This window comes from Nonomuraea sp. NPDC050394 (genome assembly GCF_044459065.1).
Classification (GTDB): Bacteria; Actinomycetota; Actinomycetes; order Streptosporangiales; family Streptosporangiaceae; genus Nonomuraea.
This window is the reverse complement of sequence record NZ_JBITIO010000002.1, coordinates 549,948-563,350: the sequence shown is the minus strand read 5'-3', so window position 1 is coordinate 563,350 and position 13,403 is coordinate 549,948. Positions and strand designations below refer to the sequence as shown.

Genomic DNA, 13,403 nt, shown 5'->3' with positions numbered 1-13,403 from the left:
TCATTTTCGACGCTAGCCCCCTGGCACCCTCACGTAAAGCACCGGCCGGATCTTCGCGCGCCGGACGTCGCAGGTCCGCCACCTGAAGGCCGCCCGCGATCACCTGGGCGATCACCCGCGCGAACGCGCGCCGCGTTGCTCTTGTCGCGCGTGGTGACGGAACGGACAATCGTCTGGGTGTTCCTGAGGGGAGGTCTGTTGGAGGGCGGCAATGACGGTGGTGCTGTTCGTGTGGGGGGCACGGTTCGCAGGACGGTCAGGCGTTGGACCCGGACGGTTCACGCGCTGTTGAGACATCTGGAAGGCAAGGGATTCGAGGGGGCGCCGCGCGTCCTGGGAATCGACTCCGAGGGCCGCGAGGTCCTCACGTATCTGGAAGGCGAGACGATGGGCGTGCGCCGGGTCTGGCCCGAGTGGACGCGCACCGAGGACACGCTGCGCCAGGTCGCCTGGTGGCTGCGTGACTACCACGAGGCCGTCGCCGACTTCGTGCCGCCCCCTGACGCCGAATGGCGTACGGGCGTGCGCTGGTCGCCCGGCATGATCATCGCGCACAACGACGCGAGCTCGTTCAACGCCGCCTGGTCGGCGGGACGGCTGGTCGGGTTCTTCGACTGGGACTTCGCCGGCCCGACCACCGTCCAGTCGGACCTGGCGTGGACGGCGCTGGGGTGGGTGCCGCTGCACGCCCGCCGCGTGGCCGCCTCGGAGGGCTTCACCGACTTCGCCGCGCGGCCGCACCGGCTGCGGATGTTCCTGGAGTCGTACGGCTGGGCCGGGGAGGCGGGCCCGATCGTCGAGGAGATCCGGGCCAGGATGAGCGCCCGTGCCAGGGAGATCCGGCGCTTCGGCGCCGGCGGCGAGGCCCTGTACAGGCGGCTGCTCAGCCAGGGCGTCGCCGACGACATGGACCAGGCGGTCAGGGAACTGGAGGAGCTTCGGCTGTGACGCGCCACCGGGGCGCCGGTCCCCGGTCGTCGTGGAAGCCGCCCGTGGGCCTGTCGCCGGGCGGGGCGCTCCCTCCGTGACGGCGTGGTGGCCGCGGAGAGGGTTCGTGGCGGTGTAGCCGGGGGTCGCGGAGTCTGGGGCGGCTCCGGATCCCCGGCGCGTGCGGGACGGGCAGCGTGCTCACCGCCACCCGCGGGGGCCGGTCGTGCTCGCCGTCACCCGCGGGGGAACCCGGCCACCGGCTTGTGCGCCGCCACGGGCGGTTCTCGCCGCTCGATCATCTTCCCGGGTCGTCCTGCCGGAACACTTTATTGTCAGGCTTGGCAACTCATGACAACATTTAGGCAACGACGGGCAAGCACAGAGGACGGAAGAAAGTGATGCTCTACGCCGGAGTCTCCTGGAATTCCGCAGGCTACGAAGTCGAGGTCATGGATCAGACGGGGCGCGCGGCGCGCTCCCCGGCCAGGTTCGCCGCGGACGAGCGCGACGGCATCGTCGCCTACCTCCGCCGCCTGGCCCGAGGACCGGAGCAGCCCCTCGTGGCCGTCGTGGAAAGCACCAACGGAGTCCTCGACGGCAGCCTCATGGCCGCCGGGGTCGAGGTCTACCGCGCCGACCCCTGGATGCTCGCCCGGCGGCCGATCCTCGCCTCGGTGCCCGCGTCCGCCCTCGCCGACACCGCCAGGCGCGACCTGGCACAGCTGACCAGGCTCGGCATCGCCGACGGCACGCTCACCGGCCGCCTGGACGAACTCCGGGCCGGCATCGCGCGCAGCGTCGCCGCCGAGCGGCCGCTCAGGCGGGCCGGCCGCTTGTTCGGCAACGGCTCGCGCGAGCACCCCGACATCGCCCTGACTTTCGACGACGGGCCGCACCCGCCGTACACCGGAGGCGTCCTCGACGTCCTGGACAGGTACGGCGTGCCCGCGACCTTCTTCTGCGTCGGCCTGCACGCCGGGGCGCACCCCGAGGAGATCGCCCGCATGACCGAGGCCGGCCACCTGATCGGCAACCACACCTGGTCGCACGCCTTCCTGCCCGACCTCACCCGCTCGCAGCTCGAAGAGCAGATCGAGCGCACCAACGAGGCGATCGACGCCGCGGGCGGCACCCCGACCCGCTACTTCCGCCCGCCGTACGGCGGGCGCAGCCCCGAGGTCGTCGGCTGGCTCGGCGACCACGGCGTCACCACCGTGCTGTGGGACGCCGCCGCCGCCGACTGGGCGATGCCGGAGCCGGAGAAGATCGCCACCGACGTGCTGAAGAGCACCAGGCCCGGCTCGGTCATCGTGTTGCACGACGGCGGCGGCGACCGCTCGAACACCGTGGCCGCGCTGCCGGCGCTGATCGAGGGCCTGCTGGAGCGCGGGCACCGCTTCGTGCCGGTCGACAAGCTGGCCCAGCCCGTGACCGAGACCGAGACCGTGGAGAATCCGGCCTGAGCATCACGACCGGGGGAATGAGGTGAGCGCCGGGAGCGCCATGCCGGCTTCCAGGATGACCGTGACCTGCCCGGACGCCTGCCGCATGTCCTGCCTCCCGGTCTTGCCTTGGCGCCTCCGGCCAGTGCGCCCCGAGGCCCCGGGCGCGGTCACCCGGCGCCCAGGGCTCGGGCATAGCGGTGCTGAGGGCTTTCGGGCATAGCGGGGCGGCTTGGGCATAGCGGTGCTGAGGGCTTTCGGGCATGGCGGTGGGGCGGCTTGGGCATGGCGGTGGGGCCCGTCGCGGGCTCGGATGGTGGAAGGGGCTTCCCCTTGGGCGTGCGGCGGCACGGGGCGGGGCGGAGGTGGTGGGGTGGTCGCGGTGTGCGGCGAGGACCCGGTGAGAAGGGGATCCGCCGCCGACCCGGTGAGGCGAGGACCGGGAGAGCGGGGTTCCGGGTGGGTATGAGGCGCGGCCGGGCGTGAGATGCGGGCCGGGCGTCTGATCGGTGGGGAAGGGTCAGGGGTCGGAGCGGAGGACGCCGCGTTCCGTGGCGCGGACGCCGGCCTGGAAGCGGCTTCGGGCCCCCAGGATCGTCATGAGCTCGGCGGTGATCCGGCGCGTGGTCCGGATGGAGACGCCGAGGCGGCGGGCGATGGTCTCGTCGGTGTGGCCGTCGGCCAGCAGGCGCAGTACGGCCAGCTGTTGCGCGGTCAGCTCCTCTCGTTGGCGGCGCGGCTGCCCGGCCCCGAGTTCGGCGGAGTTCTCCCATACCGACTCGAAGTGCTCGCACAGCGCGTTGACGATCCCCGTCCCCCTGATGAGGACGGCTCCCATGGTCTCTTCCTCCGGGTTGACCGGCACCAGCGCGCTCTCCCTGTCGTAGATGAGCAGCCGCTGGGAGAGAGCCCCGTAGGTGCGCACCAGCGCGCCGGCCTCGGTCAGCCAGTGGGCGTACTCGAGGGTCAAGCTGTCGTTGTAGATGCTCTGCACGTAGATCGTCCGCATGAGGACGCCGCGGTCGAGGATGGCCTGATCGAGCGGGCGGCTGGCTTCCATGGCCTCCCTGGTCTGCGCGCCGCGGGGCGCGAAGGCCATCAGCTCGGTCTGGCAGGTGTTGGCGAGCTCTTCGATGCGGGTGCGGATTTCGTCGAGGCCGGTCAAATGGTCAACCTCGGGGTGCTGGGCCGCACGCTGTCTCGAATGTTGCTCGATGAGCTCCATCACCGCCCGCCGGTTGGCGGCCAGTTCCTGCTGGCGCTGGAGAAGCTCCTGCTCCTGGCGGGCCAGGAGAGTGGAGAACCCCACCGCGGGGGTCACCGCCAGCAGGGTTTCCGGATGTTCCCACGACGGGCGTACCAGCGATAACTCGGCCAGCTCGTCGAGGATGTGGCGTACTCGTCTCGGCGGCCAGCCGAGGAGGTTCGCCAGGTCGTTCACTCCGTACTGAGGGTTGTCCAGGATTGCGCTGTACAACGTAGCTGCGTCTGGGCCCAAACCTATGGACTCGAACACGCCGCCTCCCGAAGCTGCCAACGGGCATCGTTGGACGTTGAGTCTCCCGTGGGGATTCTACTTTGGCAATCTTGACATGGCCCTTTCCTTTGGCCACTTTTCGCCAGTTTGGCGAGCCCGGCTCGTGCTTTACCGCGGTGAGAAATAGGAGGTCCAGATAGGCCGGCCGCCGCGGGCTCCGTTTGCGCTGGTAAGCCGTTGATCCACCTCCCGTCCGGCGCGCTTCGCGCCGGGCCCGCGGGGCTCGCCGTAGGTGCTGACGTCGTCCTCTACCCGCTCGTCCTCACAGAGTGTGTTCGTGCGAGTACGGCAGGCCGGTCAGGGCCGGGGAGGCTGGCAGCACCCTGCCACCGCAGCTTCATGACACGGCAGCATGCTGCCCTTCGAATATGCGCCGCCATATACTTGTGGAGATCGACCGGGAGAAAGTGCTGCGGTTTTAATCAGGGATTGATGAATAGTGTATATCGTCACGGCCCGATTGAGCGGGCGGTCACCTGGAGCCAACGCAGAACGGTTCGAACTCTCCCTGCGGAGCTTCGTCGGCCGCGCGAGCGGCCTGGAGCATTTCCACGTAAGAGCAGAACCAGACGGCATGAACGTGGTCTTTTTCCTCCTGCAGGCGACGCTTCTGGAAGCGGAGGCCAAGGCCGTCGAGATCTGCCAGCAGGCGCTTGACATGGCCGGACGCGGCGATTGGGTCATAACGCAGTGCATGGCCACGATCGTCGACCAGGCGGAGGACATCATCATTTCCGACTGGGCGGCGGTGCCGGTCCCGCAGTTCCCTGAAACGGGTGCCACGGAGCTTCCTTCGGTCAGGGTGCGCGGTGTCGGTCCCCGCGTGATCGGCCAGATGAACGAGCGGTACGTCCTCGACCTGATCCGCCACCTCGGCCGGGTCTCTCGGGCCGAACTGGCCAGGGTGTCCGGATTGTCCAAGCCGACGGTCTCCTCGGCGGTCATGAATCTGGAGAACAACGGCCTGGTCGAGCGCTACGGCAAGCAGGATGGCGGCCCCGGGCGGGCCGCCACCCTCTTCCGCGTACGGCGCGAGGCCGGCTGGGTCATGGGTGTCGACGTCCGCGACGGTCTCGCGAAGTGGGCGGTCTCCCGGCTGGACGGCGACACGCGGGTCACCCGCGTCTCCGCGCTGCGCGGCGAGAACGAGGCCGAGTGCTTCGACGACCTCATGCGCACCGTCGACCTGGTCTGCAAGCAGGCCGGCATCGCCCGCGAGGACCTCACGTGGGTGGTGGCGGGCTTCTCCGCGCCGCCGTGCGAGGTGGCGCCCAGCCCGCAGGGCACCAGTTGCCACGCCGCCGTGGACCGCGCGCTCGGCCGCCTGTTCGGGCCGAACTACCTGGCCAGGCGGGCGGTGGAGATGGAGATGCTCTACAAGTACCGCGTCAGCGACCGGCGTGAGGCCAGGGACATGGTCTACGTCGCGGTCGGCCGTTCCATCGAGATCGGCCTGATCGTGGACGGCCGGCTCCGGGCGTCACCCGTGCCGGTCTGCGTCCCCGAGGCGCTGACGCTCGCCGGCCGCATGTCGGGCGCCGCCGAACGGCGGGTGTGCGAACGGCCGGCCGACGGCCCGGTCCAGACCGACCTGGAACGCATCCTGACCACCCGTGGCCTCGACGAACTGTCGCTGGACGACCTGGTGCGAGCCGCCGAGCGGGGGCACGGGGACGCGTTGCGGATCGTGGCGGAGATGGCGGTGCTGACCGCCAGGCTCCTCGTCGCGGTCTCGGCGATCACCCGGCCGGAACTGGTGGTGTTCATCGGCAGGCTGGCCGGCCTGCCGGGCTTCCCCGGCCGGGTGAGCGCCGAGCTGGCCGCCATGGCCGCCTGGATGTCGCCCGAGATGGAGGTCGGCACGGGGCGGGGCGAGGCCGTCCTGGACGGGTGCCTGGCCGAGGGCTTCGACCTCGCGTGGAATTCCATGCTCGACGGCCTCGGTCGCGGATAGCGGTTTCCGAACGCCATTCGGTTCGCCGGTGTCCGGCCCGCCGGGGTTGCAGGACGTTCCCGGGCCATTGGGCGCGCTTTCGCCTTGCGTTAAGTGCGCGTTCAATTGGCCCGGGATATTCGCATGCCCGTCTCTTGGACCCTTTGACACGGTCCTGCCATTGCAGGGTGCTGACACCTGAAAACCTCGATTTCGGCATTGCGGCGGCCGAGAATCAAAAGCGAAGCAAGGGCTTCAGGAAATGCACGAAGGAGGAAGAACAATGATCAGCACGATGGCCAAGCGAATCGCCCTCCCGATCATCATCAGCGCCGCCGCCTTCTCTTCCGTCGCCGCGGTGTCCTCCGCCGCCTATGCCGCGGCGCCGCCCAACACGACCACGGCCGACAAGGACACGAATGGCTGGGGCTGACCTTTCGGAATCGCCGGCGGAACGCCGTCGCATTCGTGAAAAAGCCCGGGACGATGCACCTCGCTGATCGGATCCCGGGCCCGCGCGCCGGGGGCGCGAGAAAACTGAACTTTTCCTGTGAAATTCGGGTGCAGTTGCCATTCGGGGGTTCCGATGGAAGGTCCGCACGAGCCGCGTTCCGCGACCGGGATCCGTGTCCAGGACCCCTGCGCCTTCCCCGCCGCCGCGGCAGGTAGCCGTACCTGGGAGCATCGCCTGTCCTCAGGGGGATACTTTGGTATCGCGATGGCCACCGCCCTCATGGCGCTCCTCACAGGAGTCTTCGCCCGAGGGAGCAGGGACATGAAGACGAGGATCACTCCCGTCGACACGCACGCCGACCCGTCGCGGGATCCGGGCGCCTCCAGGGTGCCCGCCGTACAACCCGACCTCTCGCGGGTCGCCGCCACGCTGCCAGAAGGCGTGGAGATCGACTGGCCGTAAGCCCGACCCGGCCGTGTACCCCCCGGCCGGCCACGAGTCACCGCCACTCGCGGATCATCACCGCACCGGGACCACCGCCACACCGGGATCATCACCGCACCGGGATCACCGCCGCACCGGATCGTCGTCACACCTGGATCACCGCCACACCCGGATCGCTTTCGCAGGCCGACGCCGCACGCCCGCGTTGACCCGCCCACGCGCTCGCGCAGGCAGCCCTGCGGAGCCATCCACCCAGCGCCCGCGCCGCCACCCCCAGGCCGCGCGGGCGCTGTCTTGCCCAAGACCACCGAAACCCCGCCCCGCCAACCCGCCGCCCCGCCAACCCACTGCCCCGCCAACCCACCGGGCCACAGGGCATCCACATGGCAAGGCCAGGCCCAGCGGGAGGCGACCCACATGGCAAGGTCATGGGCACAAGCCTGGCAAGGCCGGCGCACGACTGGACCGGGCGCCGGGGCGATGTCTCCCACGTGAGGACTGGGCGCCGGGGGATGCCGGAGCGCCTGTCATGGGCCCGTCGCGGCCGCTCAGAGCCCGGCCGGCACCGCGGGCGCGTCGGAGGCCCGATCCATCGGGACGCCGTCCCAGGAGGGCCCCTCGGCGACGGGCGGGGCGAGGTCGGGTTCCTTGGCGGCGGCTTCCGGAGCCACCCATCGGGGCCCCGCGAACGGATAGGTGGGCAGATGTACGCGCCGCCCGGCCCCGCACAGGGCGCGCGGATCGAGCGGCTGCCCGAGGGTCCACAGCCGGCCCAGGGCGTTCAGCACCTCGTCGGCCGAGCGGGAATCCGAGAGAGAAGCCGAGAGAGAAGCCGAGCGGGAAGCTGGGTGGAAAGCCGAGAGAGATGCCGGGTGGGAAGCCGGGTGGGGAGAGGCATGGCCGGGGGAGAGCGGGACCGTGACCAGGTTCGCGGCCAGGGCCGACAGTGTGGTGCCGGGGCCGATCTCTATCGCGACCGCGCCGGGCAGCGACAGGGCGGTGGAGGCCATGGCCTCGGCGTAGCGTACGGTGTGGCGGGCCTGATCGATGAACGTCTCCGGGCTCACCACCACTCCGGCGGGAATCACCCGCCCGGTGCTGTTGGCCGCGTAGGGCAGTACGGGCCGGCGCAGCCGGATGCCGGTCAGCTCCATCGACAACTCCGGCACCGCGGGCTGGACCAGGTGCGTGTGGAAGGCGTGGCTAGTACACAGCCTGCGATGGGAGACCTTGTCGCCCAGGGCCAGCTCGAAGCGTTCGACCGCGGCGACGGTGCCGCCCAGCACGCAGGAGCCGGCCGAGTTGACCGCGGCCAGTTCCAGGTCCACCCCGGCTTCGGCGGCCAGCTTCGTGGCCCGCGCCTCCGGGCAGCCGAGCGCGATCATGGCTCCGGGCGGGCAGCCCTGCATCGCGCTGCCCCGCACGGCCACGAACCGGGCCGCGTCGGGCAGCGTGAACACCCCGGCCAGGCAGGCGGCGGTGATCTCGCCGAGGCTGTGGCCGATCAGGGACGCCGGCCGTACCCCCAAGGCCATGAGGGCGGTGGCGGCGGCGTGCTCCAGCGCGAACAGCGACGGCTGCGCGAGCTCGGTCTCCCGCAGGCCGGCGGCGGGAAAGGCGGGATCGAGCAGCGCCCGCTCGACCCGCTCGGCGAGTTCCGGTGAGAAGCAGTCCAGGCACGCGGCCAGCGCGGCGGGGAAGCCCGGCAGCGACCGCGCGAACGGCACCGCCATCCCCGGACGCTGGCTGCCCTGGCCGGGGAAGAGGAAGACGACCGGAGCGGGCCCGTCCGCCGGGCGGCGCCCCCGGGCCGCGCCGTCCGGCAGAGCCGCGGCGACCTCGGCGGCCGTGCGCCCCGACACCGCCAGCCGCTCCGGCAGCTCCGCCCGGCCGGCGGCCAGCGTGAAGGACACGTCGGCCAGATCGGGCTCACGGGTGGCCAGGTGGCCCGCCAGCCGGCGCGCCGCCCGGTCCAGCGCCTCACGGTCGGCCGCCGACACCAGCACGAGGCGCGCAGGCGCTCCGTCCGCGCCGCCGGAGGGGGAGAAGGCGTCGTGGCGGGCGGGGGGTTGCTCGATGATGACGTGGGCGTTGGTGCCGCCGATGCCGAAGGCGCTGACCCCCGCGCGGCGCGGCAGCGGCCCGGTCCAGGCGGCGAGTTCCTCCGGCACCCGGAGGGGCGAGTCGCCGGTCTCCAGCAGCGGGTTGATCCTGGTGAACCCGGCCACCGGCGGCACGACGCCCTCGCGCACCACCAGCAACGCCTTGACCAGGGCGGCGAGTCCGGCGGCCGCGTCGAGGTGGCCGATGTTGGCCTTGAGCGCCCCCACCGCCACCTGCCCCGGCCGGGCGCCCATGCCCCTGAGCGCCGCCGAGGCCGCCGACCACTCGATGGGGTCGCCGACCCGGGTGCCGGTCGCGTGCGCCTCCAGGTAGCCGATGGACTCGCCGCCGACGCCCGCCGCGCCCATCGCGGACCTGATCACGGACTCCTGCCCGGTCACGGAGGGGGCGTGGTAGCCGGCCTTGGCCGCGCCGTCGTTGTTGATCGCCGTGCCGAGGATGATCCCGTACGGCGAAGGCCCGTCCTCCAAGGCGTCGGCCAGCCGCCGCAGCACCACGCAGACCACCCCGGACCCGGCGACCACGCCGTCGGCCCGCGCGTCGAACGGCCGGCAGAAACCGGTGGCCGACTGGATCCCGCCCGGCACGCACAGATACCCGGCCTGCGGGAAGCCGAGCCCCGCCGCCACGACGACGGCCTGGTCGCAGTCGCCGGCGCCCAGCGCCCGCACGGCCAGGTGGACGCCGACCAGCGAGGACGAGCAGGCGGTCTGCACGGCCATGGCGGGCCCGGTCAGGCCGAGCTTGTAGGCGATGCGGCCGGCCATGAAGTCGGGCTCGGTGCCGTGGATGACCTGGTCGAGCGTGGCCGGGTCGAGCGTACGGCCGGTGACCAGGCTGCGCAGATAGCCGCTGCCGCCGCCGGAGGCGTACACGCCGGTGCGGGAGCCCTCGCCGGGCCGTCCGGCCCCGGCGTCCTCCAGCGCCGCCCATGCCGCTTCCAGCATGAGGCGGTGCTGCGGGTCCATGAGCTGCGCCTCGCGGGCGCTGACCCGGAAGAGCGTGTTGTCGAAGCGGTCGGCGCCGTCGAGGTGGCCGCGCACGGGCACGTAGCCGGGGTCGTCGGCCAGCGCGGCCGGCACTCCGGCGGCCAGCAGCGCCGCCCTGTCGTAGCGCGTGGTGAGCACCTTCCCCGACGTCAGCGCGGCCCACCACGCGTCGAGGTCCTTCGAGCCGGGGAACCTGGCGGAGATTCCCGTCACGGCGATGTCGAACGATCGGTCGCGGGCCATGAGCGCACCTCCCGGGAACTGTCGGCAACAGCTTGCCGGATTTGCCAACCGTATGGCAATCTTTTGGCAATAATGTGGGAAAGCGGTGGCACATGAGGGGAGTGGAAACCGTGCAGCCAGATTCGAGCTGGACGACGGGGCGCCCATGCGCCTCGCTCAGCGAAGGCCTGCACGAGGTGCTCGCGCGGACGGCACTGGCACGACCGGACGCGCCCGCCTTGGTGTCGGGACACACCACCGTGACGTACGGCGAGCTCAACCGGACCGCCGACGCGTGGGCGGCCCGGCTGGCGGAGGCCGGAGTGACCCGGGGCGCCCGCGTGCCCATCCTGCTGCCGAGAAGCATCGAGCTGGTGATCGCGCTGCTGGCCGTACTGAAGACGGGGGCCGCCTACGCGCTGCTCGACCCGGCCTGGCCCGCGCGCCGCCTCACCGAGGCGACCGAGGACCTGGCCGCCGGGCTGGTGGTGTGCTGGCCGGACGCCGGTTGCCCCGACCTCGGGCTGCCGGTGTGGTCGCCGCCGGACGGGCCGGTCACCGTACCGGACGGGTACCGGCCGGCCGCCGTCAGCGGCGGCGACCCCGCGTGCGTCTTCTTCACCTCCGGCACGACGGGGCGGCCCAAGGGCGTGCTCACCCCGCACTGGGCCACGGCCCGGCTCTTCCAGCACGACGGGTTCGCCCGCTTCGGCGCCCACACGGTGATGCCGCTGGCCGCGCCGGCCCCGTGGGACGCCTTCTCGCTTGAGCTGTGGTCGGTGCTGCTGAACGGCGGCACCTCGCTGATCATCGAGGAGCCCTACCTGTCGGCGGGCTGCCTGCGCGCGGCCGTCGAGACCCACGGCACGGACACGATCTGGCTCACCGGCAGCCTGTTCAACATGATCGTCGACGAGGACGTCGACGCCTTCCACGGCCTGCGCCAGGTCATGATCGGTGGCGAGCGGCTGTCGGCCGGGCACGTGGCCAGGTTCGTCGGCAGGCACCCGGTGATCGTGCTGCTCAACGGCTACGGCCCCGTCGAGAGCACCGTCTTCGCCACCACCCATCGCGTCACCGCCGCCGACTGCGAACGCCCCGGCGGCATCCCGCTCGGCCGTCCGGTCCCCGGCACCCAGGTGCACGTCCTGGACGGCGTCCGCCCCTGCGCCGTGGGCGAGACCGGCGAGATCTGCATCGCCGGAGAGGGCCTGGCCCTCGGCTACCTCGGCGACGAGGAACTCACCCGCGCCAGGTTCACCCACGTGCGGGTCGGCGGCCGCCGCACCCGCGTCTACCGCACCGGCGACCTCGGCGTCTGGAGCCCCGACGGCCTGCTGCACTTCCGCGGCCGCGCCGACCGCCAGGTCAAGATCCGCGGCCACCGCATCGAGCCCGCCGAGATCGAGCGCCAGGTCGAACGCCTCCTCCCCGCCGTACGGCACTGCCGCGTACTGCCCCGGCCCGGCGACGGCGGCGACGCCCGCGACCTGGTGGCGTTCTGCGTGCCGGAAACCCCCGGGGACCCGCTCGACGCGGCACTCGGCGCCCTGAACCTGGTCCTGGCCCCCTACCACCGCCCCGCCGCGGTGGTGAGCGTGCCCGCCTTCCCGGTGACCGAACGCGGCAAGCTCGACGAACCCGCCCTCCTGGCCATGGCGCCGGGCACCGCGGCCCAGGCCGGACCCGGCATCGAGGCGGTCGCCGGCGATCCCGTCGAGCAGCTCGTGGCCGCCGTCTTCCGCGAGGTCCTCGGCAGGCGGGACGTCCCCCGCGACGTCCCCCTGGTCGAGCTGGGCGGTGACTCGCTGGACGCCGGGCGGGTCTGCGCCCGGCTGTCGGCCCGCCTGGAACGGCCCGTCCCCGTCTCGCGCATCTACCGCCACCCCACCGCCGCCGCCCTGGCCGCCTGGCTGCGCTCCACCGAGGGCCGGGACGGCCGGGACGGCGCCCCGGCCGCCTGCGACGTCGTCCCCCTGACCCCCATGCAGGCCGGTTACCTGACCAAGCACCTGGTCTCACCCGGTGACCGCACCGCCCACTGCCTGCTCACCTGGGTCGTCGAGGGCGAGCTGGACCGCGCCGCCCTGGAGGCGGCCGTGGCCGCCGTGCACCGCAGGCACGAGCCGCTGCGCGCCGTGTACCTGGCCGACCCCAGGCCCGCCGCGTGGACCTCGCCCGACATCCCGCCCCCGCCCCTGGAGGTGCTCGCGGCGCGGCCGGACGTCGATGCCGCCGTCCGCGAGTTACGCGCCGCCCTGGCCGGCCCGCTGGAGCTGACCGGCGGCGAGGTGTGGCGCACCGCGCTGGTCCCCGTGGCGCCGGACCTGGCCGTCTTCGGCGTCGCCGTCCACCACATCGCCTTCGACGGCTGGTCGGAGTCCGTCCTGGCGGCCGACCTGGCCGACGCCTACAACCACGGCCACTGTGGTCCCGCGCCGCGCCCGCGCCGCCACCCGGTCGCCGCCGACCTCGCCGAGCACCGCGACTACCTGCTCGAAGAGCTCACCGCGGTCCCCGAGCTGCGCTGGCCCGCCGACGAGGTGGACCCGCTGGCCCGCGGCCCCCGCCACCTGGAAAGCCCGCTGGCCCCCGCCGTCGTGGCCGGGGTCGGCGAACTGGCCGCCCGGCTCGGCGTCACGCGCTTCGCCGCGCTGCTCGCGCTGTGCGCGAGCAGCCTCGCCGAGGTGACCGGCCAGCGCGACTTCGCCGTCGGCGTTCCCATCGCCCAGAGGTACGGCCCGGCCCTCGACCGGGTCGTCGGCTGCCACGTCAACATGCTCGGCGTCCGCCTGCGCGGCGGCGCGCTGGACGGCGGCCCGGCCGCGGTGAGGGAGACCGGGAACGTCGTCGCCAGAGCGTTCGCCGCCCAGGACGTGCCCTTCCCCGAGGTGCTGCGGCTGGTGAACCCGCCGCGCACCGACCGGCCGCCGATCTACCAGACGCTCTTCGCCCTGCAGGACAACGCGCCTGCCGGGCTCGCGCTGAGCGGGCTCAGGACGGCGTTCGTGCGGCAGCCGTACCTGGAACTGCCGCTTGAGCTGCACACGGAGCTGTGGCCCCGTGAGGACGGCGGCCTGCGGATGGTCGTCTCCTACCGGCCGCAGACCGTCGCGGAGAGCACCGCCGAGGAGTTCGCCAAACGCTTCACCGACCGCCTCCACACCATTCCGTCAGGAGCCCGGCCATGACGGCACCCACGATCGGGCCGCCGCCCCGCCGTGCTTCCTGACGATCAAGACGACATCGTGATGTCCACCCATAGCCTGCTGCCGGGGCGTAGGCGGCGCTGTCGTTCCATGGCCGCGGGGACGGGGTGCCGGTCGCG

General features: G+C 72.4%; 8 protein-coding genes. 6 read left to right on the top strand and 2 right to left on the bottom strand.

Translation table 11 applies throughout. The annotated features are described in order from the left end of the window. Nucleotides 1–288 precede the first annotated feature (288 nt). Both ACIBKY_RS10660 and ACIBKY_RS10655 read left to right on the top strand, forming a co-directional pair. Nucleotides 289–948 (top strand): phosphotransferase, encoded by a 660-nt coding sequence (locus ACIBKY_RS10660; protein ID WP_397096220.1) that lies wholly within the window; start codon nucleotides 289–291, stop codon nucleotides 946–948. 431 nt (nucleotides 949–1,379) lie between these two features. Then, nucleotides 1,380–2,393 (top strand): polysaccharide deacetylase family protein, encoded by a 1,014-nt coding sequence (locus ACIBKY_RS10655; protein ID WP_397096218.1) that lies wholly within the window; start codon nucleotides 1,380–1,382, stop codon nucleotides 2,391–2,393. A gap of 499 nt (nucleotides 2,394–2,892) precedes the next feature. Here ACIBKY_RS10655 and ACIBKY_RS10650 read toward each other — a convergent pair whose 3' ends face one another. Then, complete coding sequence (locus ACIBKY_RS10650) at nucleotides 2,893–3,849, bottom strand: helix-turn-helix domain-containing protein (RefSeq protein ID WP_397096216.1); 957 nt, start codon at nucleotides 3,847–3,849, stop codon at nucleotides 2,893–2,895. A 634-nt stretch (nucleotides 3,850–4,483) separates the two neighbouring features. On the opposite strand from ACIBKY_RS10650, the gene ACIBKY_RS10645 reads away from it, so the two are divergent. The 3 genes from ACIBKY_RS10645 (at nucleotide 4,484) to ACIBKY_RS10635 (ending at nucleotide 6,758) form a co-directional block, all read left to right on the top strand. Then, nucleotides 4,484–5,863 carry a MarR family transcriptional regulator gene (locus ACIBKY_RS10645; protein WP_397096214.1) on the top strand — a complete coding sequence of 460 codons (1,380 nt, stop codon included), beginning with the start codon at nucleotides 4,484–4,486 and terminating at the stop codon, nucleotides 5,861–5,863. 262 nt (nucleotides 5,864–6,125) lie between these two features. Next, entirely contained in the window at nucleotides 6,126–6,275 is a 150-nt protein-coding gene (locus ACIBKY_RS10640; RefSeq protein ID WP_184963740.1) for a hypothetical protein, read from the top strand. 342 nt (nucleotides 6,276–6,617) lie between these two features. Next, entirely contained in the window at nucleotides 6,618–6,758 is a 141-nt protein-coding gene (locus ACIBKY_RS10635) for a hypothetical protein (RefSeq protein ID WP_397096212.1), read from the top strand. A gap of 530 nt (nucleotides 6,759–7,288) precedes the next feature. On the opposite strand, the gene ACIBKY_RS10630 is transcribed toward ACIBKY_RS10635, so the two are convergent. Next, nucleotides 7,289–10,096, bottom strand: a complete 2,808-nt coding sequence (locus ACIBKY_RS10630) for a type I polyketide synthase (RefSeq protein ID WP_397096210.1) — start codon at nucleotides 10,094–10,096, stop codon at nucleotides 7,289–7,291. A gap of 110 nt (nucleotides 10,097–10,206) precedes the next feature. On the opposite strand from ACIBKY_RS10630, the gene ACIBKY_RS10625 reads away from it, so the two are divergent. After that, nucleotides 10,207–13,266, top strand: a complete 3,060-nt coding sequence (locus ACIBKY_RS10625; protein ID WP_397096208.1) for an amino acid adenylation domain-containing protein — start codon at nucleotides 10,207–10,209, stop codon at nucleotides 13,264–13,266. The last annotated feature ends 137 nt before the right edge of the window (nucleotides 13,267–13,403 follow it).